20 protein-coding genes and 5 tRNA genes are annotated in these 23,321 nt (G+C 38.5%); 3 read left to right on the top strand and 22 right to left on the bottom strand.

Features of this window, described 5'->3' with window-relative positions:
• Positions 1-87 precede the first annotated feature (87 nt).
• The 20 genes from ACWATA_RS02075 to ACWATA_RS01980 all read right to left on the bottom strand — a co-directional run bounded on the left by ACWATA_RS02075 (position 88) and on the right by ACWATA_RS01980 (position 18,654).
• Positions 88-1,608, bottom strand: coding sequence for a rhomboid family intramembrane serine protease (locus ACWATA_RS02075; RefSeq protein ID WP_165635144.1), 1,521 nt, complete (start codon positions 1,606-1,608; stop codon positions 88-90).
• A gap of 134 nt (positions 1,609-1,742) precedes the next feature.
• Positions 1,743-1,919, bottom strand: coding sequence for a protein YqgO (yqgO, locus tag ACWATA_RS02070; protein ID WP_013059186.1), 177 nt, complete (start codon positions 1,917-1,919; stop codon positions 1,743-1,745).
• 51 nt (positions 1,920-1,970) lie between these two features.
• On the bottom strand, positions 1,971-2,768 hold the full coding sequence (locus ACWATA_RS02065) for a DUF92 domain-containing protein (RefSeq protein WP_165635143.1): 798 nt from the start codon (positions 2,766-2,768) through the stop codon (positions 1,971-1,973).
• Positions 2,755-3,321, bottom strand: coding sequence for a 5-formyltetrahydrofolate cyclo-ligase (locus ACWATA_RS02060; protein WP_049166202.1), 567 nt, complete (start codon positions 3,319-3,321; stop codon positions 2,755-2,757). The genes ACWATA_RS02065 and ACWATA_RS02060 overlap by 14 nt, the downstream gene beginning before the upstream one ends.
• Positions 3,322-3,369: 48 nt before the next feature.
• Complete coding sequence (gene rpmG / locus ACWATA_RS02055) at positions 3,370-3,519, bottom strand: 50S ribosomal protein L33 (RefSeq protein WP_013059189.1); 150 nt, start codon at positions 3,517-3,519, stop codon at positions 3,370-3,372.
• A 242-nt stretch (positions 3,520-3,761) separates the two neighbouring features.
• Positions 3,762-6,041, bottom strand: a complete 2,280-nt coding sequence (locus tag ACWATA_RS02050) for a sugar phosphate nucleotidyltransferase (RefSeq protein ID WP_049166203.1) — start codon at positions 6,039-6,041, stop codon at positions 3,762-3,764.
• Positions 6,038-8,356, bottom strand: a complete 2,319-nt coding sequence (locus ACWATA_RS02045) for a glycosyltransferase (protein ID WP_165635142.1) — start codon at positions 8,354-8,356, stop codon at positions 6,038-6,040. The genes ACWATA_RS02050 and ACWATA_RS02045 overlap by 4 nt, the downstream gene beginning before the upstream one ends.
• A complete protein-coding gene (locus ACWATA_RS02040) occupies positions 8,349-8,843 on the bottom strand; it encodes a DUF4912 domain-containing protein (protein ID WP_034271122.1) in 495 nt (164 codons plus the stop codon). The genes ACWATA_RS02045 and ACWATA_RS02040 overlap by 8 nt, the downstream gene beginning before the upstream one ends.
• A gap of 393 nt (positions 8,844-9,236) precedes the next feature.
• Positions 9,237-9,896 carry a phosphate signaling complex protein PhoU gene (gene phoU, locus ACWATA_RS02035; protein WP_013059193.1) on the bottom strand — a complete coding sequence of 220 codons (660 nt, stop codon included), beginning with the start codon at positions 9,894-9,896 and terminating at the stop codon, positions 9,237-9,239.
• A 22-nt stretch (positions 9,897-9,918) separates the two neighbouring features.
• Positions 9,919-10,716 (bottom strand): phosphate ABC transporter ATP-binding protein PstB, encoded by a 798-nt coding sequence (gene pstB / locus ACWATA_RS02030; RefSeq protein WP_370506071.1) that lies wholly within the window; start codon positions 10,714-10,716, stop codon positions 9,919-9,921.
• 646 nt (positions 10,717-11,362) lie between these two features.
• On the bottom strand, positions 11,363-13,540 hold the full coding sequence (locus ACWATA_RS02025) for a peptidoglycan D,D-transpeptidase FtsI family protein (protein WP_033579690.1): 2,178 nt from the start codon (positions 13,538-13,540) through the stop codon (positions 11,363-11,365).
• 161 nt (positions 13,541-13,701) lie between these two features.
• The gene (locus ACWATA_RS02020) at positions 13,702-14,979 is read right to left on the bottom strand and encodes an MFS transporter (RefSeq protein ID WP_047749833.1); all 1,278 of its coding nucleotides are present in this window, start codon (positions 14,977-14,979) and stop codon (positions 13,702-13,704) included.
• A 129-nt stretch (positions 14,980-15,108) separates the two neighbouring features.
• Positions 15,109-15,717: a superoxide dismutase SodA gene (sodA, locus tag ACWATA_RS02015; protein WP_013059198.1), complete on the bottom strand. Its 609-nt coding sequence runs from the start codon at positions 15,715-15,717 to the stop codon at positions 15,109-15,111.
• A 198-nt stretch (positions 15,718-15,915) separates the two neighbouring features.
• A tRNA-Ser gene (locus ACWATA_RS02010) sits at positions 15,916-16,008 on the bottom strand.
• An 11-nt stretch (positions 16,009-16,019) separates the two neighbouring features.
• A tRNA-Ile gene (locus ACWATA_RS02005) sits at positions 16,020-16,096 on the bottom strand.
• A gap of 3 nt (positions 16,097-16,099) precedes the next feature.
• Positions 16,100-16,174 (bottom strand) — tRNA-Asn (locus ACWATA_RS02000).
• 40 nt (positions 16,175-16,214) lie between these two features.
• Positions 16,215-16,288, bottom strand: a tRNA-Met gene (locus tag ACWATA_RS01995).
• Position 16,289: 1 nt separating this feature from the next.
• Positions 16,290-16,364 (bottom strand) — tRNA-Asn (locus tag ACWATA_RS01990).
• Positions 16,365-16,426: 62 nt separating this feature from the next.
• On the bottom strand, positions 16,427-16,912 hold the full coding sequence (locus ACWATA_RS01985; RefSeq protein WP_028411626.1) for a DUF456 domain-containing protein: 486 nt from the start codon (positions 16,910-16,912) through the stop codon (positions 16,427-16,429).
• An 86-nt stretch (positions 16,913-16,998) separates the two neighbouring features.
• On the bottom strand, positions 16,999-18,654 hold the full coding sequence (locus tag ACWATA_RS01980) for a Na/Pi cotransporter family protein (RefSeq protein ID WP_176343412.1): 1,656 nt from the start codon (positions 18,652-18,654) through the stop codon (positions 16,999-17,001).
• A 227-nt stretch (positions 18,655-18,881) separates the two neighbouring features.
• On the opposite strand from ACWATA_RS01980, the gene ACWATA_RS01975 reads away from it, so the two are divergent.
• Complete coding sequence (locus ACWATA_RS01975; RefSeq protein ID WP_205689537.1) at positions 18,882-19,658, top strand: DUF1189 domain-containing protein; 777 nt, start codon at positions 18,882-18,884, stop codon at positions 19,656-19,658.
• Between the two features lie 151 nt (positions 19,659-19,809).
• Here the strand turns inward: ACWATA_RS01975 and ACWATA_RS01970 are convergent, their stop codons facing one another.
• Positions 19,810-21,021 carry an MFS transporter gene (locus ACWATA_RS01970; RefSeq protein WP_028411629.1) on the bottom strand — a complete coding sequence of 404 codons (1,212 nt, stop codon included), beginning with the start codon at positions 21,019-21,021 and terminating at the stop codon, positions 19,810-19,812.
• A 76-nt stretch (positions 21,022-21,097) separates the two neighbouring features.
• Here ACWATA_RS01970 and ACWATA_RS01965 point away from each other — a divergent pair, with 76 nt between their 5' ends.
• Entirely contained in the window at positions 21,098-21,430 is a 333-nt protein-coding gene (locus ACWATA_RS01965) for a hypothetical protein (protein WP_028411630.1), read from the top strand.
• Positions 21,431-21,581: 151 nt separating this feature from the next.
• Positions 21,582-22,685, top strand: coding sequence for a flavodoxin-dependent (E)-4-hydroxy-3-methylbut-2-enyl-diphosphate synthase (ispG, locus tag ACWATA_RS01960; RefSeq protein ID WP_201763664.1), 1,104 nt, complete (start codon positions 21,582-21,584; stop codon positions 22,683-22,685).
• A gap of 36 nt (positions 22,686-22,721) precedes the next feature.
• Here the strand turns inward: ispG and ACWATA_RS01955 are convergent, their stop codons facing one another.
• A complete protein-coding gene (locus ACWATA_RS01955; RefSeq protein WP_013059205.1) occupies positions 22,722-23,087 on the bottom strand; it encodes a G protein-coupled receptor family protein in 366 nt (121 codons plus the stop codon).
• Between the last annotated feature and the right edge of the window lie 234 nt (positions 23,088-23,321).

Below are 23,321 nucleotides of genomic sequence, written 5' to 3'. Positions count from 1 at the left end.
GCCCACTGCTAGGTCTACATATTAATATTCTAGTAAACGTTCTCACAATAGTAAAGTATAAAATATTAAATTCGTCATTCAACAGTTTTAATTTTCTAGCTGTCGCTTCAGCTTTTCATATTTTTTACTTTGTGGTTCAAGCGCAATTGCTTTGTCGATATTTTGTGTGGCCGCTGTAATATCATTCAGTTTTATATTCACCAAAGCTAAATTGTAATACGCCTCATGAAAAGTTGAATCATACTTTACAGCCTGATTCAATTGCTGTTTAGCTTCTTTATAATTTTCAAGATAAAATTCTGCGCTAGCACTGATAAAATATATGTCACTATTGCTTGTCCCTTTTTCAATAAAAAGCTTGATGGCGTCTTTTGCTTCTTCATACTGCTTCTGCTGAAGATACGTAGCCGCTACGCTGAGTGCATATGGCTCATCTTGATAAACAGAACGCTCATGATATCCATAAAAAAGCAGACTTCCTACTAATAAAAGCGTGCAAATGAAAGCCGGAATCTGAATATACAGCTTTTTTTGTTTCGGTAAACTGACGATGCTTGCAGCTAAAAATCCGCCAACCAAACCGCCAATATGCCCTGCATTATCGACGTTCGGCGCAACAAATCCAAAAATCAAGTTAATCACAATGATGACAATGAAACTCGATCCCATTGTTCGAAAAAAGAAGCGTGGATTTGTTCTTGCTAAAAACAGTAAAGCTCCAAAGCAACCGAAAATGGCCCCTGAGGCTCCTGCGGAAATAGACGTATTCCATATAAAACTTCCTAGAGATCCTGCAAACCCGGCAAATATATAAATAAAGACAAAACGCCCGCTGCCATATATCCTCTCTACAAGCGTTCCTAAATAATACAGGGCTACACTATTCATAAGCAAATGCAGAAGTCCTATATGCAAAATTATAGGTGTAAAAAAACGCCACCATTCGCCTTCTATAATTAAGGGGTTATATTTAGCTCCGTATTGAATCAGAGTGAGCGTATTTTGCGTACTGCTTTTCCACTCCAGAAATAGAAACATTAAGATTTGCATCGCTAAAAATATATATGTAAAAATAGGCTTTCCGTATCCAGCTATTTGCTGTTCTTCGCTTTGTTTTTTCTGCACAAAAAGCACAATTTTATGTTTCCACTGTTCTATCCGCTGAGCTTCTTCTTCGGAAGAGAAATTGTCTGCGCTTTCTAATGTAAGACCCAGCCGTTCGAATAGAGGTTCATAAGCGCTTGCTTTCTCTGCCGTTAGTTGTTCAACATAACTATTCACTTTAGAAGGACTCGGCGCACTTTCTAAGGACTGCTCTGTATAAAAAGGATCAAAATCAGCAAAGTAAATTGTGTTAAGAGTAAGCGTTGATTTACCGCTCTGCTTTCGCACATTCTCAGCTCTTTGTAATGCATACAATACATCTTTTTGCTGCTCAACGACTGATTTAAAATTACGGCGGACTATGCGGATTATTGACTTATCTTTGCGATAGTGAGATTGAAACCATAGCTCTGAAGCATCAGCTTTCATCGAAATCAGCTCATATGAAGAATGGCCAAGCAATTGCTGTACCACCTGCAAATAATAAAAATCTTGCCTAGACAAATAGTCACCTCCTCACACTCTCTATATGTAAAGATGGCAGAAAGCCAGGAAAAAAGCAACGATTTTCCCTTTTTCTTTTTCTACGAAAAAACACCTTACATGTCTGTAAGGTGTTTTTTATGTATCTTTCGCTCTTAGCGGAAGACCTGCTTCATTAAACGATCCCGAACAAACGGCAAATTAAAAAATGAACGAACAGCTAGACTGCGGATAAATGAATTTCCAAACAGCGAATTTAAAACACGGTATCTCATTTGGTAGCCCAGCGTTCCAACAACTAAAAGCGTAAGTACTAATACAATATGTCTCATTTTCAAGCCTCCTTACGTTTACTTTGCTCCTATGACGAACATTTTATGCTCTTATATAGGTAAAAGCAGGATAAGGATTCCGCCTGTAAAAGCAGCAAGCAAAATAGCGGCAAGATTCACAACATCATTGTTAAAGAACGTTATTCCTTTTTCTTTTACGGTTGGCTTGCCGCAATGATCTTTCCGTTCCGTTTCAATACCGCAGCTTTGACAGCGAAAGCGAACTTGCACACTTGCTCCAAGAAGAGTGTCTATAGCGTTTCCAATAAAACCAAAGCACCCAACTAGCAATATACTACTCAGCGATACGGATGGAAAAGCAAAATAACAAGCGGCAGCAATAAGAAAAGCTCCGGCTGCTCCGGCTGCTGTACCTAAAAGTGAAACGGCTCCTGAAGTACCCGCTTCTACTCTCTTTAACGTCCAAATGTAAAACGGCAGCTTCTTACTAAGAGACCCTATTTCAGATGCCCATGTGTCAGCATTAGCAGCTGAGATACTAATCATAAACATCCACATGTAAACAGGCAAAGCTGTTGCAGCATATAACAAACCGCAAGCAGCAGCTACACCTCCATTAGCAAGGACTTGAATGTAATCTCGCCTGTCGTGCTTCTCTAGCTTTTCTTCTAATGCGCGTTTTTTTTCTTTTTTATACTTACTACACAACGTAGAAGTGCTAAAAAATAAGAGTAAGAGTAAAAAACCTTGAAGCGAAAAACCGATATAAACGCTCGCTCCTACGATGAAAGACATGCAGGCTCCCGATACTGTCAGTGCTTTTGCTATGTAGCCCGCTCCTGCCATGAGTAATATCACGATTATCATGACAGCATCAAACGGATTCACAGCAAATAAGCTCCTTCTCTGTCAAAATATATTCAACGGGAATATCATGAGATTCATATGGAACCTCTGAAACGACTTGACAATCAAACGCAAGGCTTAGCTTCTGTCCGGTATAATCTGTTAAATAACGATCGTAATAGCCGCCTCCATAGCCGATACGATATCCATTCTTGCTATATACCACGCCAGGCACAAGGAGTAAATCAATTGAAGATTTTGAAATGGGAACCGTTTCTTCAACAATTGGTTCGGCTAACCCGTAGTACACTGTTTCAAGCTGTGAAAAATTCGTAATCTCGTAGAAAACCATTTGAGATGTTGTGGGGTTGCATTTTGGAACAGCTACTTTCTTTCCATCTTTCCAAGCCCGTTCAATGATGGCTTTCGTATTAACTTCTTTATTTCTTGAAACCGTAGCTGCAATGACTCTAGCCTCTTTCCATAAACAAGTTTCATACAGTGCATTTGCTATGCTCGTTGAATGTGCCTCGTGCTGCTCTTCAGAAATTAAATTAAGAACGCGCTTCATCTCTTTGCGCAGATGAGATTTCATTTTAATTCCCCCCTATAAAAAAAAACAGCAGGATTGTACTCCTACTGCTTACTTTGTTTCACGATGAAGTGTAACTTTTTTAAGTCTTGGGCTGTATTTTTTTAACTCAAGACGATCTGGGTTATTACGCTTGTTTTTAGTTGTAATGTAATTACGGTCACCAGTCTCAGTGCAAGCTAATGTAACGTTTACGCGCATCTATTTTCCCTCCAAACATTATAAACATAAATCAGACTTTAATATAATATCATTTTTCGAAAGGAAATGCCAGTCTGTTTTTTTGAAGAAAGTCATTTAATTTCATTTCTTCACTTTTTCTTTCCTCTTAGAGTCCTGAGCTCCTTCTCTGCTACGCCTTATATATAGATGAAGTTTCTTAAAATAGGCGGAACTCTTTTTATGAGAGGCGTACTTCCTTTCTTTTAAATAAAATCCATTATTTACACTCTTTGATATTCTTGTATTTTTTCTACAAAATATGCCGACAGCTTCTTGGCAGTCTGAGTGTTTAACGCCTCTGAATAAATATTTAATACAGGCAAGTGACCATCGGGCAAAATAAGCGTCCATTCATGAGGATCATGGTAAATTTTTAAACCATCAATGACATACACTTGTTTACCGATTGCTTCTTCTAATAACTTCTTCATCACTTGTTCTTGAATTTCTAGCGGACATGAAATATAGCGCCAGTTCATATAAGCGTGGGGGACATATTGAATCATTTCAGAAATTTTCCGCTGCTGCACCATAATTAATTCGATCAGCTGACATAAAGCGTACATGGCATCTAACTGAAATTGAACAGGCCCCAAAAGACTAAGCAAATCACGTTTTTTTGCTTTTGTCCTCATAAATGATTGATTGAGAGATTGAGCAAATGTTTCTAATGTGGATGAATAGTGTATAGGAATAGGAACGAATGCTACTTTTTTTGTCATGTATACGCTATAAATATAAAGCGACATAATTTCTGAGTCATTTACGCTGCAGCCTTTTTCATCATATAGAGCAAATGTTTCTCCATCTTCTTTAATCTGAATACAAAAAGACAGCTTATTTCGTTTAATTATTCGTTTGGTTTCTTCTGTTTTCTCCCACTTGTTTAAAAATAACACATGGATACGAAGACGCTTACATAATAATTCGACAACTTCCTGTATAAACGGTGAACAAATCACACCAATCCGCGTACTGTCTTCTAATAAAACATGCTGATTAATTGATTTTACTAAAGCATCACAATATTCTTCCCTGATATTTCCTATGCTTGTTTCTTTAAGTGAAACAGAAGTCGTTATGTTTGCTTTTTTAGCTTGAAGATACATCCGCTCAATCTTTTTTTCAATAAGCTGATTAACTAATTGTCCTTTATTATCATATATTTCTAAAAACAGACCGCTGTTTTTGCTATCCACACCAATATAAATACCAATGCTCGCTTGTGAAGTCATCATGTAATATCGAAATACCGGAAGAGCTTCTTTTTTAATATCATACACAGCTGAATGATTACTCCGTAAAAAAGAAAAGCATTCTTTGCGAAGTTGAGTGGCTTCTCCTTCATCATCGCTTGCTAGACAGAACGATCCTTGATGTTTGCATACAAGTAATAACGCATTGTATAGTCTTTCTCGATCAACAGATGAATGTACATACAGGCGACCGTTTTTGAAGATAGAAACATCTGGTTTTACAGAAAGTTGAGGTAGCACTTGATTTTCAGCTACTGTATCTTGGACATACGTAGTCATTGCTTGAACATTTACATACGGACCTATCGTAGCGTTGTATAAAAACGATTCTGCCCCCACCGTTACGTTTTGAAGCAAAATCGTTTTATCGATTGCAGCATGTGCTTCTATGATACTATTGGTTCCGATAATCGTGTAAGGACCAATTGAAGCACCTTTTCTAATCACCACATTTTCTCCTACGTAAACCGGATCGTAAACAGTCACCCCTTCTTCTATAAGCGCGTCATCTGAGACAATACTTTCCTGTCTATCGCCAAACCACTTGCTCCACAGATCATAGTGTGCTTGACGATAATGGTGGATTTGCCCAATATCAATCCAATAATCCTCTGTTACAAAACTGCACACAGTATGATTATATTCCAAAAGAAGCGGGATAATGTCAAAGCTAAAATCTGTAGGACCATAAGAATTCACGTAATCAAGAACGGATTTTTTGATCACATACACTCCCGTATTAATCAATCGGCTATTGGCCTGTTCGTAGGTCGGTTTCTCTACAAATCCCGTGACTCGATTCCCTTCATCTATCGTCACCACTCCATAACCCCGCACGTCGTTTACTTCTTTTGTAACAATGGTCATTTCGCTTTTTTGTTCATAATGAAAATGAATAACGTCTTGAAGATTAATTTCTGTTAAGGCATCTCCACTAATAATAATACAGTCTTCCTCAATAAAGGCCTCTGCTCGCTTAATTCCGCCCGCTGTTCCAAGAGGCTCTTTTTCGATAAAATAAGTAAGCGTCACTCCCCACTGAGAGCCATCCCCAAAGTATTCAATAATTTGTTCATGCCTATACTGCAGCGTAATCCCAATCTCTGTAATTCCATGTTTCTTAAGCAGTTCAATGCTATATTCCATCACAGGTTTATCGTAAAGCGGCAGCATAGGCTTTGGAATCGTGTAGGTCAAGGGCTGCAGTCTTGTTCCTTTACCGCCAGCAAGTATAATGGCTTTCAATTTTTTGCCTCCCTCCTTTTTTTATCCTGGCAAATGTGATGTTGAAACAGCTTACTTGTATCGATAGCGATTTTCTCCCAGCTAAACATCGTTGTTGCTTTTCTATACCCATTTTCGCTGATTTTCGCAGCTATTTTTTCATTTTTTAACAAAAATTCAATACAGTTGATTAATTCGAGCGTATCTCCTCTGGCAAACGTCAGGCCCGTGTCGAAATGTGAAACAATATCGCTTAGACCTCCTGTATCGGCAACGATGGTTGGCTTCTTGGCTACCATCCCCTCTAAAGCCACAATTCCAAAAGGTTCATATAGACTTGGAAAAACAACCATTTTGCAAGCTTGAAGAAGTTGATTTCGTTCGTTATCGGTAATGTATCCAATAAAATACACGTATTTGTCTAATTGCTTTTCACTTACCTGTGTTCGAAATTCATGAAGTAAAGGCCCTTTTCCCGCCACAACAAATTGAACATCTATTTGTTTTTTCTTAAATAGTTCCGCTGCTTCAATAAATAGCTGAAATCCTTTTTCATATACAATTCGTCCAATTGAAAAAATAATAGGGGCCTTTCTAAAATTATATTTCTTTTGTAAACTTTCTTTTAACCGTTCATTTACTGCGTCGACTACCAGCTGCTTGTCAATTCCATTTGGAAATATAGCAATTTTATCCTGTTCTACGTGAAATAAAGTGATTAATTCTTTCTTCATATAGTCGCTGCAGACAATGATTGAGCTTGATTGTCGAATCAGCTCCTCTTCTTGCAAGTGAATTTTCTGCTGCATGTCATTATGAATACCATTATTGCGCCCATGTTCTGTCGCATGAATGGTCGTAATTAGCGGCCTATCCGTTTTATCTGCTAAACATTTTGCTGCGGATGCAACAAGCCAGTCATGAGCATGAATAACGTCAAAAGACAGCTTGTAGCCTAACTCCAGTCCTCTAAGAGCCATAGCCACGTTCAAACTGTTTACCCATGTCAAAAAATCCGGATGATGAGGCTGCAGGCTTTTAACTCTGTAAACGTGAACACCGTATAAACGTTCATATTCCGGCAGCCCCTCTACATACGTCGTTAATACACTAACGTGATGACCCGCTCTAGCTAACGCTCTGGATAAATCAAATACATGTCGTGCAAGTCCTCCGATAACTAGAGGAGGGAATTCCCATGCAAGCATTAAAATGGAGAGACCGCCTTTATATTGATTTACTGATAAAGCCGACGGCTCTATCTCTTTTACAGGGTATAAAAAAGAACTTCCTGAAAGAAAACTGTTTTCACTATCCATCCTTGGATTCTCTTCGTGACAGAGAAAATCAAACAGCTTTATTTGCCTTTCGTATTCACCCCTGACTTTTTCAAAAGTATAAAGCCAATCGCTGCTACTTAAAAGGAGCCACTGTCGGTAGATGGCATTCACCACGCTAGGATGTTTAAAATCGATCACACCTAGCATCGCCTCTGACTTCTGTACGGTTGAAATAAACAATTGATTGTTCTCACTGACAAATTCGGCGCTTTTTGTTGCACCGTAGAGTGCAAGAGTTTCATTTTGATAAAACTCTATATCCCTCGCGTAATCTAAAGGATATTGAAATGTACCGCTTGCTGCTTGCATTCGCTGAAAGCCAAGCGTGTCCTTCGCTTTCAAATCCAAAACAGCGCTCGCTTTATTCATTGTTCCTTCCTCAACTTGTTTTCCTTGCTTAGGATATGGAAACAAGATAATACCAGCAGGGGACTTTTTTAGTTCATCTGTTGATGACTTCACAAAGGTATAGCGCATTTCATGAGATTTCAGGAGCATATCTACTTGATGAGTATACTCTCCTTGCTGTATAAAAAAACCGACGGGCTTTTTTTCAAAAAACTGTTGAAAAACACGTATTGCTTCTGTAATTTGGAGATTTAATGTTTGTTCTGTTTTAAGGATGGAAACGAACGCGTTCGTTACGGTAGTAGGAATACATTCCAGCATGTCATGCTGAAAGAAATATTTGCAGGCTGAGAACAAGCTCCCGTCCCACTTTTTTAAAAAAGTGAGTGCTCTCTGATGCTGCCGGCTTGAAAACTGGTGTAAATACTGAGCGTAACGAGTATTAAACTCCTCGTCGTTTAATACGTTCAAAAATACACAAGACATCACAGCTGTTGCACCTATCAATTTTTCAGACTCAATTTGATCTAAAAAAGGGATGAATTCGTTCGTTACTTGTTCAAACAGCGGATACTCACTCTCTGCTTGAAGTACATGTAGCAACGGATAATGCATATAAGTTAAAAGAATACAGTCATCACTATTCATATTGCTTCTTCACCTGCTCCAAGTCATTTGAATATAAGGAATATGTGCTAAATTCATTTTGAACACCCTGGTGAACTTTTACAGGTTCGTACATCCAGCTCAACGACGTTACATTCACTTGTTCATGCTGTTCTTTCATCAAATAAACCGGATTCGAACGAAGAAGGGAAAAAAAACTTCCTTCTTTATCTTGAATACCAATATCTATTACATACGTGCGCTCACTTTCCAAGCTATTCATAAATATGAAGTCTTGCTTAGGAGTAAGACCCTTCATATAATAGCGGTTTGATTCATGGCCGTTAAAATGAAGGCCTGTTATATCATACGTACACATAGCTAGATTCAATTCTTCCCATCGTGTCGAAAACATACTTTCTACCATTTCTCGAATATGCTCTGAAAACGACCAGTGAACATAAATACGAGATGAGTCAAGCTGAGTAGCTATACACACATTTAAGTTTTGAATAAGATTAGGAGCCACTGTTTTATCACTTCGTTTCTTAGATTGTTTTTTCTACATATAAATGCCGTATAAACTTATTAACATCTTACCATTCAGAAAAAGTTGCTACAATAAACGCAATTTGTCGATTTGTGTTAAAAAATCCAGGCCAGCAAATTGGATGCATGAGCCTGTATGAATCGTTTGTTACACCGCTGTTGATTTCCGTGCAAAATGTCGCTTTCCGAGGGCGGCGATGAGCCTCCTCGTCGCTTCCGCTTTTCCTGCAGGAGTCTTTGCCCTTCCCTCTCATTAACAGCTAGAAGCAGCTACATTAAACCTACGTTTCTCGATACAATGAAAAAAATCCGAACGATTCATCGTTCGGATCTTCCTTCAACTAAAACACTTTTGTCCCAGCCTCTTTTTCCACTATTCATTTAAATCGTAGCGTTTGCCTTTTACAAGGTAAAATACGCTTTCTGCTACGTTAGTGGTATGATCAGCCATACGCTCTAAATAACGGGCTACAAATAAAAGCTGTGTAATTTGATTCATAGCCTCCTGCTTTTCTTTAGCAAGACTTAAAAGTTCTTTAATTGTTATTCCGTAAAGCTCATCCACTTGATCGTCCATTTCCGCTACTTTTTTAGCCAACACAAGATCTTCTTCGTGATAAGCTTTTAACGAAAGGCTCAGCATTTCAATCGAAATATCGTGCATTTTCTTTACATGTTCTAACGGCTTAATTAATTCTTCGTTTCCAATTCGTATAGCTGATTTTGCTACATTAACGGCAAAATCTGCCATACGCTCAACATCCGAAGCAATTTTAATTGCCACAATAATACGTCTTAAATCAATAGCCACGGGCTGCTGCTTTGCAATCAGTAGGATAGCTAGGTCATTAATTTCTTCTTCTAAGTCATCCACGTATGAATCACCGTCGATAATTTCTAGCGCCAGCTCAACGTTACTTGTTTGCAACGCTTCAATTGATTTTGATAACGCCTCATGCGTTAAGCGCCCTATTTCTAATAATTTTTCACGTAATATCTTTAAATCACCATGAAACTTTTCGCGTACAACCACTCATCCCATCTCCTTGTATGTCTTAACCGAAACGACCTGTAATATAATCTTCTGTGCGTTTATCAGATGGCATTGAGAAGATTTTATCTGTTTCTGCGTACTCTACCACTTCTCCATTTAAGAAAAATGCTGTTTTATCTGAAATACGTGCCGCTTGCTGCATATTATGTGTAACAATAATAATGCTGAAGTCTTTCTTTAATTCTTGTACTAACTCTTCTACTTTTAATGTCGAAATTGGATCGAGTGCAGAAGTAGGCTCATCCATTAAAATAACGTCGGGTTCAATAGCCAAGCAGCGCGCAATACAGATACGCTGCTGTTGTCCACCTGACAACCCATTCGCATTTTGATTCAAACGATCTTTAACTTCGTCCCAAATAGCTGCTCCTCGTAAACTTTTTTCAACAATTTCATCTAGTTTTTTCTTGTTGCGAACGCCATGAATTCTTGGACCGTACGCGATATTATCATAAATAGATTTTGGGAACGGATTTGGTTTTTGGAAAACCATTCCTACTTGCGTGCGCAGCTCTTCCACATGGTACGATTTATCAAAAATATTTTTTCCTCTATACTCAATTTCACCTGATGTACGGACAATTGGCGTCATTTCTACCATACGATTTAACGTTTTAATATATGTTGATTTTCCGCAGCCCGATGGACCGATGATCGCGGTAACTTCGTTAGCATGAATGTCTAAATCAATATTTTTTAAGGCATGTGTGTTGCCATACCATAAATTCAAACCTTTTGTTTTATATACAATTTCTTTTGTTTGCGGAGTATTCACTTTTTCTTTGTTAGTCAATTCCATTGTTATTGCCATTGGATAATCCTCCTTCATCGTCTTTAACCGTTTTGAGCACAATAAAAGTCTCTCTATGTCTATTTAATATCTATTGTTTACTATTAGTGTAAATACATACGAGAAGCCGAACGCTTCCCCTTATTTTGATCATTTCTATTAATCCTTACACTTACAGAATAATAGCCGACTATTAATTGTGTTTTAACTCAATGTAAAGCTTTTGTAAATGAAGGCCTATCTGCGTGTTTTTTAGGTAAAAAACTAGTTCTTACGACCCTTAAATTCAATAAAAAACCATATATGTAAAGATTTCTAACAAAAAAGAAGAGGTTGAGACATAACTAAATTAATTTGATATAAAGATAAGTAAATTAGATAAATAAGCCAGTACGAATCACTTCTTCTGACACCACTGTTGATTTCCGTGCAAGCAGTCGGCCGGTGAGCCTCGTTGTCGCTTCCGCTCCTGCGGGGTCTCACTTCTTCCGCTTTTCCGGCAGAAGTCTTCGCCCTGCCCTCCAATCAACCGCTTAAAGCACCTACTTACATGAAATCTACGTTCACCCTCTCAATAAAAAAATCCGAACAGCGTTGATTCTTAATCAACGTCGTTCGGATCTTACTTCAACTAATATGCTTTTTCCCAGCCTCTTTAATTGGCGTCGTTTGCAATGACAGCCTGTTGATTCTCTTCTTGATCTTTTACTTCTTGTTCACCTTTTTTCTTTAAATCAAAATACGTATCGAGCGCAGAACGAGCAAGCTCTTTTGTAATGGTATTTGGTGCACTTGGCACAAATGCCGATGGTACCACGACAGCTACTGCAATTTCAGGATCATTTGCCGGAGCAAAGGCCACAAAGTTTGAATTATTAACTTTAATTGGATCCCCTCCGCTTGGGTTTTTCTCATAGGCTTGTGCCGTTCCAGATTTACCAGCAGGATTATAGTTCGCTGTATGGAAAGCTGCGTACCCTGTACCGCCTTGTTCCTGCGTAACCCGCTTAAAGCCATTTTGAACATCTTTAATGTATTCTTCTTTCATCGTGATACGATTTAACACATCAGGTTCAAATGAATGCTGCGTACCGCCAATTTCATCGGTTTTTATCGTTGGCTTTCGGATTTCTTTTACTAGCTGCGGCTTGATGCGATACCCTCCATTAGCTATTGCAGAAGTATATTGAACAAGCTGCAGCGGCGTGTACGTATCATACTGGCCAATTCCTAAATCAAGCGCTGTACCTGGAACATTGCTTCCGCCTTGTACACCTGTTGATTCGTTATCGAGGTTTATGCCTGTTGATACGCCTAAGCCGAACTGACTGTAGTACGAACGCAGTTCGCTGAATGTGTCAGGTTTAATCGGTAAAGTCATGTTCTTGTGGTACTGTAATCCAGCCATCGCCATTACCGTTTTAAACATAAATACGTTGGATGAATATTTTAACGCGGATGAATACGTTAAGGGTCCTAACCCCTCAGCCTCAGCTGATTTCTTAATTGGTGTTCCTTTAATTTTTAACGGTTCATCAACGAACACTGTGTTTGGCTTAATAGCTCCTGAATCTAAGCCAGCTAGAACCGTTGCCCCTTTTACAACAGAGCCCATTGTATAAGATGTTGAAATATTCCCTAATGCAAAATCTTCTATTTTAGGTACCCCAGTCTTCTTATCAATGGTGTATTTTTTACCTGCCATTGTTAAGATTTCTCCTGTGTGAGGATCCATCATAATCACAAAAGCACGGTCTAAAAACTGCGTTCCTTTCATTTTCTTTTTGGCTAAAAGCTGGTCCGTAATTTGTTTTTCTACCGCTTTTTGAAGCTCCATATCAATAGTTAAAACTAAATCACTGCCGCGTTCGCCTTTCGACACTTGAATTGTATCAAGGAGATTTCCTTTATCATCTGTTACATACTGGACTTTTTCTTTTTGACCGCTGAGCTGAGCTTCGTATTGCTTCTCTAAATAGCTCGTCCCAACTTGGTCATTTCGACTATAGCCTCTTGATAAGTAATACTGTACTTTATCTTTGGGCAGACCCTCGTTGGCAGAGGATACATTTCCAAGCAAAGTACGGAGAGTGCTGTTTTCTGGGTATGAGCGATCCCAATACGTTGTTGTATCAACACCCGGAAGTTCATCTAAATGCTCACTTACAACGGCATACTCTTCATTTGTCACACCGCTTTTAACAATTTGCGGGGTGTTAGAATACCCTGCCTCCATTTGGCGCTTAATAGCTAGAACTTCTAAATCACTCTTTAAACTTTCTAAATCTTTTTTAGAAATGCGGTCTAACTGACGTTGATACAGTTCGTCATCAGTCATTTCACCATCTTGAACTTTTTTACGATCAGCTTTCGTAATTTTCTGCTCCGCTTCTTTAGGGTGAAGCATAATCCAATAATCCTTCATGTCGCGTTCTGTAATTTTTACCACGTTTTTAGCATCTTTGTTCTTTCTATTTTCTGGAATATCAATCACATTTGTGGTGTAAGGAACATCGATCATAGTGGCTAACTTTTTAGCGATGCGCAGCCTTTCTTCAGCTGTATTTCCTTGAAAACGAGTATATGTAATCGTATTTAAAGAGGTATTATCTACAATTACGCGGTTATACCGATCGTACATTTTCCCTCGAGGAACAGGCGTACTGACTGTAACGTCCTGTGTTTTTTCGACTTCTCGTTCGTAATTCTCACCGTACACAATTTGAACAAGTCCCAACCGCAAAATTAATACGGAAAATAGGGCAAATACGGTCAAGAAAAGTAAGTTCACACGAAAAGGCACGTGACTTTTTCTTCTTTTTTTCTTTTTCATACCAACACCTACACTTTATAAAACATATATACCATAACACCATAAAATCAGACATTTAGCAAATAAATAGACACCTGGCAGGTGCCTATTTACACAACGTATTTATTCTAAAAGAAAAGCGAGGCATTTTCCATAGTACAAATGAAGGAGCTGATAATACTCTAAGCTGGAGACTCTCCGTCTCCTTCATTTAATACTGGAGGAGTAACAGTCGTTTCTTTTTTGTGCAGAGGCTGTGAGATATGTCTTACACAAAAATAAATGATCGTATGCCCTGCTCCAACAATAGCTAATAAAATGGGAATACTTTTTGCTTCATCAAAAAATAGTACGGCTATTAAAAATAAAGATATGGAAACAACGCGCCCAATATTCAGAAATACTTCTCTGACAACAATGTATTCGATTCTTTTTGAAACAACGTCCTTTGCTCGTCCAATCACATCGTACGTTAGAGAAATGAATGGAACCAACAAAATAGGATAGGCAATGGCAATACAAACAGCATATATAATTAACTTTGGATACGATAAGTTAAAGATAAGCAAAAAGACTGCTCCATAGAGAAGGAGGCCCCCGGTGAAAATAAATCGAAGGCGGTTTTTTTGCTTAATAAATCTTGAGGCTACATAGTATCCTACAAACGCCACCGCTGAATTCACCAGTCCATAAGTTCCTAAAGCTAATTCACTTCCCGTCGTAATAAATACCATAACGGATACGACAAAAATGAACGTACCTTCACGCAATCCTTGAAAGAAATGAGCCTGTAATATTCGATTCCAGTCTTTGTTGACTTTTCGTTCAGCCCACACTTCTTTAAATTTGTATACTCCTTCAGCTGCGCGTCTTGTAATAAAAAAACTAAGCACAACGGCACCGACAAACAATAGCAGAGATACACCAAACACAATTTTATACCCAAGTGATTCATACAAAGCGGAAATAACAAAGCCCGCTCCTAAAGGACCAATCATCCCTGCAAAAGAGTTTAAGATCCCTAAAAATCCGTTAAAAAAGTCTCTTGTATCAGGTTCTGTAATTTCAAAAGTTAGCACATTAAAAGCTAGCCAATAAAAGCCATATCCTATACCCAGCAGTCCACCAAGCAATACTAAATACTCGGCTGCGTTAGCTCCACTGACCAATACAGCGATATAAAAAACAGCTAAAAAAGATACGCCTAACCTTAAAACCACAACCCGGTCAATTCGTTTGGCCCATTTACCTGCTAAAATAAACGTAAGCGGCTGAAGCACCACTACCGCTAAATTATAAATAGCGAGATCCGAAAATTCGCCTGATTGTTTCCACAGATAAATGTTAACAAACGAATTGGAAATTGAAATAGCCAAGGCATAAAGACCGCCTATAATTAAAAGCAAAAGTAAATCTTTACTAACTTCTACATCTCCAACTACTTTTTTTAATAAAGGCATATCAAAAAACTCCTTTTCTCTTCTACACCTAGTGTGTGAAAAAGAAAAGGAGATATGTAAAAGAATTGGAAAACAAAAAAGCCAGTAAAGGTAATAATTACTTTACTGGCTCTTAAATACGTCTTCAGCTTATTTTGCAGCGTCGTAACGCTTAGCAACTTCGTCCCATTTTACAACATTAAAGAATGCTGAAATGTAATCTGGACGGCGGTTTTGATAATTTAAGTAGTAAGCGTGCTCCCAAACGTCTAGACCAAGAATTGGCGTTTTGCCTTCCATTAATGGGCTATCTTGGTTTGGTGTGCTTGTTACTTCTAATTCGCCGTTGTTTACAACTAACCAAGCCCAGCCAGAACCGAAGCGAGTTTTAGCTGCATTTGCAAATTCTTCTTTGAATTGATCAAAGCTGCCGAATTTGCTAGCGATAGCGTCTGCTAATTCACCAGTTGGAGCACCGCCGCCGTTAGGGCAAAGGATTGTCCAAAATAATGAGTGGTTCGCATGACCGCCACCGTTATTGCGTACTGCTGTACGGATATCTTCAGGAACAGCATCTAAGTTTGAAATTAACTCTTCAATACTTTTGCTTTCTAAATCCGCTTTGCCTTCAACAGCAGCGTTTAGGTTTGTAACATATGTGTTGTGATGTTTTGTGTGGTGAATATTCATTGTTTCTTTGTCGATATGTGGTTCCAGTGCATCGTATGCATAAGGTAGTTCTGGTAATTTGTAAGCCATGAATAATTCCTCCTTCAAAATATGTAAGCATTTTGGCGCAAAAGCACCATATACGTTTAGATTAGCAAATTTACCCTACTCTTTCAAATAAAAAGTACCTAATCCATGATTTATATTTACCTAATTCCCATTCGCTATTCTTTTAAACATAAAAAAAAGCTTCTTTTTCTCAAAAGAAGCTTTGAATAGACAATAGTATGGCGGAGGAAGAGGGATTCGAACCCCCGCGGGCTTTAACACCCCTGTCGGTTTTCAAGACCGATCCCTTCAGCCGGACTTGGGTATTCCTCCAACCCTATAAATGGTGGACCCTGCAGGACTCGAACCTGCGACCGGACGGTTATGAGCCGTCTGCTCTAACCAGCTGAGCTAAGGGTCCACATGGCTCCACAGGTAGGACTCGAACCTACGACCGATCGGTTAACAGCCGATAGCTCTACCACTGAGCTACTGTGGAACAATATGAATTATGTATGTCACAAACGTAAATTGGAAAATAGCGGCGGAGGGGATCGAACCCCCGACCTCACGGGTATGAACCGTACGCTCTAGCCAGCTGAGCTACACCGCCATGGCTCCACAGGTAGGACTCGAACCTACGACCGATCGGTTAACAGCCGATAGCTCTACCACTGAGCTACTGTGGAACAATATAACATTTACTAGCGACATTAAAAATTTAACATGTTTCTGGCCTAAAGTCAATATATTATTTTAAAACAGCGTATAAAAAATAGGCAATCATCAACAGTTGAATAAATCCTTTCGAGATAGCGCCACTAAAAAAGCCAATAACCGAACCTACTCCAATTTTTACTGCGTTGCTAATTGTGGTCCGATGAACAATCAGTTCTCCTACAATCGCTCCGATAAACGGCCCTAAAATAATTCCAAATCCCGGAATAACAAACGGACCCACAAGCAATCCAACTGTACTTCCCCAAACGCCTGCTTTAGTGCCTCCGAATTTTTTCACACCAATAATATTAGCGATATAGTCTGCTAAAAAAAGTGCGACAACTAACAATCCTTGTATCACCCAAAATAACCAGCTATAGGAGCTAAAATCATAAAATAAACCGTATATGACAAATCCTAGCGCTACAAATAGCACGCTTGGGATGATGGGATAAACCAACCCAACAAACGATACAACAAAGCTAATGATAACTAATGCCCAACATAAAATAGCCATGCCCGCACCTATCCTTTTTATTATTACTATTTATCATACAATAACCACTCTTATAAAGAAAGGCCTTGCATGAGCAAGGCCTTTCTTTATTTTACCTTTGAATATGTCTTTAGATAGCGATCTCCGAGTACCGCTTCCGCAATATTAACAGCATGATCTCCAATTCGTTCTAAATTGCTAATGATATCGACAAAAACAATAGCAGCAGAACCTGTACATACATTTTCATTTAGACGTAAAATGTGCTTCTTACGAAGCAGACGCTCCATTGCATCAATCTGCTCTTCTTTTTGAATGACCTGGACTGCTTTTTCTCTATCTACTTTTTCTAAAGCAAAAACAGCTTCTTTAACTGTTACAATAGTCAATTCGAACATATCAGCTAAGTCGGTATTAGCTTCTTTTGTCATTTTCACCTTATTTGTAATTTGATAATCAACAAGTTCAATGATATTTTCAAAATGATCGCCAATACGCTCAATATCTCGCGCAGTATCTAGAAGCACAGAATGCTCTTCGCTTTCAGCTTCTGACATGGAAGAGCGGGATAACAACACTAAATAATTCGTGATTTTTTTATCTAAATTGTTAATGGCATTTTCAATTTGCATAGTAGCATCAGAATGTTTAGGATGGCGCGTCTTCAAATAACTATTGGCTTCTTCTAACCCAATCGTCGCGAATTCTCCCATACGAATAAGCTCTGCTTTTGCCTGCCCAAGAGCAATTGAAGAAGACTGTTCAATAAAAATAGGATCAAGATGTTTAGGTTTAAAGTCTATAACAGCATCTTCACCAGGAATCAGCTTTGTAACAATTAACGCAAGCAGACCGATAAGAGGGAACTGAATAATTGTATTGGTTGTGTTAAAGAGACCATGAGCAAATGCAATCGTCATTTCTGGGTTTAAGCCCATCGTCTCTCTCAAGTACTCCACAAGACGAGTAAATAACGGCAAGATAATTAAAAAGATAGTTGTACCAATTAAGTTGAACATTACGTGCGTTAAAGCAGCCCTTCTTGCTGCCACACTTGCCCCGATTGAAGCTAAAATAGCGGTAATAGTCGTACCAATGTTGTCTCCAAACAATACAGGCAGCGCGGCATGTATATCAATAGCGCCCTGTCCAAAAAGTTCTTGTAGAATTCCGATAGTAGCGCTAGAGCTTTGCACAATCACCGTAAATAAAGTGCCAATTACAACTCCTAAAATCGGATTATCACTCATGCTTACAGTTAAATCATGAAACTGTTGAAGTGAGCGAAGCGGCTTCATCCCGCTTCCCATAAGCTCTAGACCAAAGAATAACATTCCAAACCCAAAAGCGATTTGACCAAAATTTTGAACAGGTTTACTTTTAAAGAAAAAGAGTAAAATCGCTCCCACTGCGAGAATAGGAAGAGCGTAGCTCGAAATGTCAATTCCGATTATAAAAGCTGTAACTGTCGTACCGATATTTGCGCCCATAATAACCCCTATAGCTTGGCGCAAAGTCATAAAACCGGCACTTACTAAGCCTACCGTAATAACAGTGGTTCCTGAGCTGCTCTGAATAAGAACGGTAACCAGAATACCTGCTAGAACTCCCATAAACGGATTAGTTGTGAATCTGTCTAAAATATCGCGCAATCTATCTCCTGCTGATTTTTGCAACCCATCTCCCATGAACTTAATCCCGAATAAAAAGATTCCGAGTCCACCGATAAATTCAAAAATCATTTTTTGAACATCTAGTTCCAAACACCTCAACTCCTTGATTTTTTTCTAACGACATAGAGAAGTCCTCACTATTATTAACGAATCTTAAAAGCACTGTAAACGTTTTTACGCTAATGTTTACAATAACTTAACAGTATATTTACATTGTAATTGGAAACGATTTCTAGAATCTATTGTAAACCTTGAATTTCCGCTATAGAATAAATTATAGTTAGAATTTTTTAATAAAAGGAGGGTTTACAATAATCATGTTAAAAAAGATGGGATGGAGTCTTACTTCCTTTCAAAAAATGAGGTCTCTTCGCTTTGAGCATACAAACAAAACCATTGGCTTCATATTGTTTTTAACACTTATTTCTTTGCTGCCTACATTTTTCTTTATGACGTTGACAATTGTAAACGGCTATCACATTGCTACAACAGAGCTTCCGAAATCGGTTTCTTCTTTTTCTATTTCAAATTCACAGCTTACGTCAAGCCAACCTTTCACAAAAAAAGTAAACGGTACCGCTTTTATTTTAGACCCCTCACAGTCTATTGAACGGTTTCATTCCCCTGCTCATGCAATTGGTTTTTTAAAGGATGGAATTTACATCACGACTAATTCACAAACACAAACGTATTCATATGAGTTGCTAAACTGGCATCATAAAGATAAAAATGAACTGTTAAACTTGCTGCACGAACAAAAATTTTCTTTATACATACTTGTCCCTATCGCTATGCTTTTACTGTACGTATTAACATCTGGACTAAACTTCCTTTCTATTACCTGCCTTGCTTATCTTGGAAAACTGATTGGACTCATCACTAAGAAGCAGCTTCCTTTCAAACAGCTATGGGCACTGAGCGCTTATAGTACGGTAGCCTTCACGCTGCTTTATACGCTTTTTGAAGCTTTTTCTTTGTCTCTAGCAACACATAGCTCTCTTTACTGGATAGGAACGTTCTTCATTTACTTATTGCTCGTCACAAGGGTTCCTATGAGAAAAAAGGTAAAACCTAATAAAGCGATTGAAACATAACGAAATGAATCCAATCAACGGCTAGAAGCACCTACATACATAAAATCTATGTTTACCCTGCCAATGAAAAGCTCCGAACGAATTTAATTCTTGATCAAGAATCAAATTTGTTCGGAGCTTCTTCAACTAACATACTTTTGTCCCAGCCTCTTTATTTCTGTACAACTTTTCTTCTCCCCATTGCAGAAGAAAAAATTTTCAACTGATACAAAACCCACAAACCTCCTGCTGCGAGCAAACTAAAGCTATAAATAAACATCAGCCTTTCAGTATGCATCCACACTTCAAAAACAACGGGTCCCAACGCTACTCCTAAAAATCTCACCGTTCCATAAATGGATACAATAAATCCTCTTTCTTCGTCTGAAGCCGCTGAAGTAATCATCATATTAATACAAGGAAGAACAAATCCTAAGCCGCCAAAGGCGACTGTCAAACAAAACATCAGCACAGGAAGCGTATAAATCACCGTTAATACTCCAAACATTACGAATAAAAGAATCATTCCTACTATCATCAATTTTTTCATGAGCACTACATCTGTTTTGATTCGCTGACCGGTCCAATAAGAAACGAGCGTCATCGCGCCAAGAGGAAATAAAAAAGCGGTTCCTTTGAAAAAACCGTCTATATGATACGTTTCCTCTATTAAAAAAGATAAGTAATATAAAATGCCAAATAATAAAAACAACCCCAGTCCCCCGACAAAGAATAAAGGAAAAAGCGATTTTCTTTTATCATAGACGATCCCAATGGCTCTCTTTAAATACTCTCCAACAGATACTGAATCTGAACCTGTTTTCGCTTCTCTCACATACATGGCTATACCTACTAAAGCAGCACCTGCAGCTAAAGGATACACAAAAAATGCGGCATACCATACAACGAGTGCCGCCGTTGCTCCAATTATAGGTGCAACCACTTTTCCAGCTCCATTATATACTTCTAAAATCCCAAGGACTTTTGCTCTTTTTTCCCCTGTAAATACATCTCCAGTTAATGCCATTGCCAACGTTGTAGTACCAGCAGCGCCAATCCCTTGAATCACTCTTCCAGCCATCAACACAGCAAAGCTTCCAGAAGAGACCAAAGCGCTACTAGCAGCGACAAGGCTACCGATTATCATCACGATGAGGGAATACATAATTAATTTTTTACGTCCATATCGATCTGATAGAATTCCTACCGCAGGAATACACAATGCAGCCGGAATCGAAAATACACTCAGTATCAAACTGGTTTGGACTCCACTTAAGTGAAGTGACTTTTGAATGCTTGGCAGCAGAGGAATGAGCATGGAATTTCCCAGCACCATGATTAAAGGCAATAAGCCTAATGAAACAATCATTAATTTTTCTTTCAATTTTCGTTCTCCAATCATATTTAAGTAAGACAAGCATAGGCTTTACACATAAGCAAAAGAATGAAGGAGGAGCATAATGAAAAAGCTATGTGCATTAGCCGCTTTCGCTTTTATCGGATATATTTGTCACTACGACATTAAATACGGGACCATTCCTACTGCGACTGAAGCAGTTCAAGTCAGCAAAGCGCAGCCTGCAGAAACAAAAGCCGCCAGCTCTTCTTCCACCTATACAAAAATAAAAATTAAGCCAGGCGATACAGTTTTGTCCGTCATTGAAGAGCTTACAAAAAAATCGATACCGGTTTCTATGAACCAAATGATTAAAGACTTTAAGAAGTTAAATAACGGTACAGCGCCTGAAGATATTCAAATTGGAAAAACGTATAAGTTCCCTATTTACAAGTAATGACAGCATTCTTCTTGTCAAGATGGGATAGTCATTGTTAAAATAGCTAAGGTAGTACTTTCTACTAGTTATTTTGTTCATAAAGAGTTATTCTATTAATGAATTCAAATTCTTGATTTCATTTTGAAGGAGAGATTATCACGTGAGTGAAATTATACATCGTACAAAAACACGCCCCGTTAAAGTTGGAGATTTAACAATTGGGGGCAGTAACGAATTAGTTATTCAAAGTATGACAACCACTAAAACACATGATGTTGAAGCAACGGTTGCAGAAATTAAACGTTTAGAAGAAGCAGGATGCCAAGTTGTTCGTGTTGCTTGTCCAGATGAGCGCGCAGCAGATGCAATCCCTGAAATTAAAAAACGCATTAACATTCCATTAGTTGTAGATATTCATTTTGACTATCGCTTAGCGTTAAAAGCAATTGAAGGCGGAGCGGATAAAATCCGTATCAACCCAGGTAATATTGGACGCCGTGAAAAAGTGGAAGCTGTTGTAAATGCTGCAAAAGCTAAAAATATTCCAATTCGTATTGGAGTTAACGCCGGTTCACTGGAAAAACGTATTTTAGATAAATACGGCTATCCGACAGCAGATGGCATGGTAGAAAGTGCACTTCATCACATTAAAATTTTAGAAGACCTTGATTTCCATGACATCATCGTTTCAATGAAAGCATCCGATGTTAACTTGGCAATTGAAGCATATGAAAAAGCTGCTCAAGCTTTTGACTACCCTCTTCACTTAGGAATTACAGAATCGGGTACATTATTTGCGGGAACTGTAAAAAGTGCAGCAGGTCTTGGCGCTATTTTGTCTAAAGGAATCGGAAATACATTACGTATTTCTTTAAGTGCGGATCCTGTAGAAGAAGTAAAAGTTGCACGCGAGTTGCTAAAATCATTCGGTTTAGCTTCCAATGCTGCAACGCTTATTTCTTGCCCAACTTGCGGACGTATTGAAATTGATTTAATTAGCATTGCTAATGAAGTTGAAGAGTATATTTCAACTGTAAAAGCACCGATTAAAGTAGCGGTACTTGGCTGCGCTGTAAACGGTCCTGGCGAAGCTCGTGAAGCTGATATCGGGATTGCAGGAGCACGCGGTGAAGGTCTTCTATTCCGCAAAGGTGAAATCGTACGCAAAGTTCCGGAAGAAACAATGGTTGAGGAACTAAAAAAAGAAATTGATAAAATTGCTGCTGAATATCACGCAAAGCAAGAAGCTGAAAAAGCTGCAGCTAAATCATAACCAAAAAAAGCGAGGCGCATATGCGCCTCGCTTTTTTTATGAAAAGAACGGTAATATAAACGTACCGACAATAATCGATACAACTCCGATCCCTATTGCCCATGCTCCTAGCGTAAGTGCTCCTTTTCTGCGTGCGATAAACCCTAGAATAATCCCAGCGGCACCAAGAATAATTGGTAAAAAGAATAGTGAAAGAATCGAAAGCACGAGTGCGAAACGACCGTATCCCGTTCCTTCTCCTCGTCCAGCGACTTCATGATTGCGATTGCGGTCAATATCTATAACTTCACGCTCTGCATGTGGCTCTCCTACTCGGTAAGGAACGCCCACTTCAGCTGCAGTTTCTTCCATGAAATCAGCTTCATATACATCTTTTCTACGCCTTTGTTCTTCATTCTCCATGCTTAATCCCTCGCTTTCGTAAATAAGGAGCATTTATAGTATCTGAATGCGAGAAAAAATTATAAGTGTTAATCTTATACAGCTGCTCATTTTCTTGCAAAAATAGATACCTGCACGATTCCCACACCGTATAATCATCCTTATCTTTTTTCTTAAGGAGTATAAAAAGTATTACTGTTTCTCTTTAGGCTTTATGTTACACTAGACAAGAATAATCAAGCACCTAAGTAGAAT

Source organism: Priestia sp. USM5, assembly GCF_058323215.1.
This window is presented reverse-complemented; position numbering and strand designations above follow the sequence as displayed.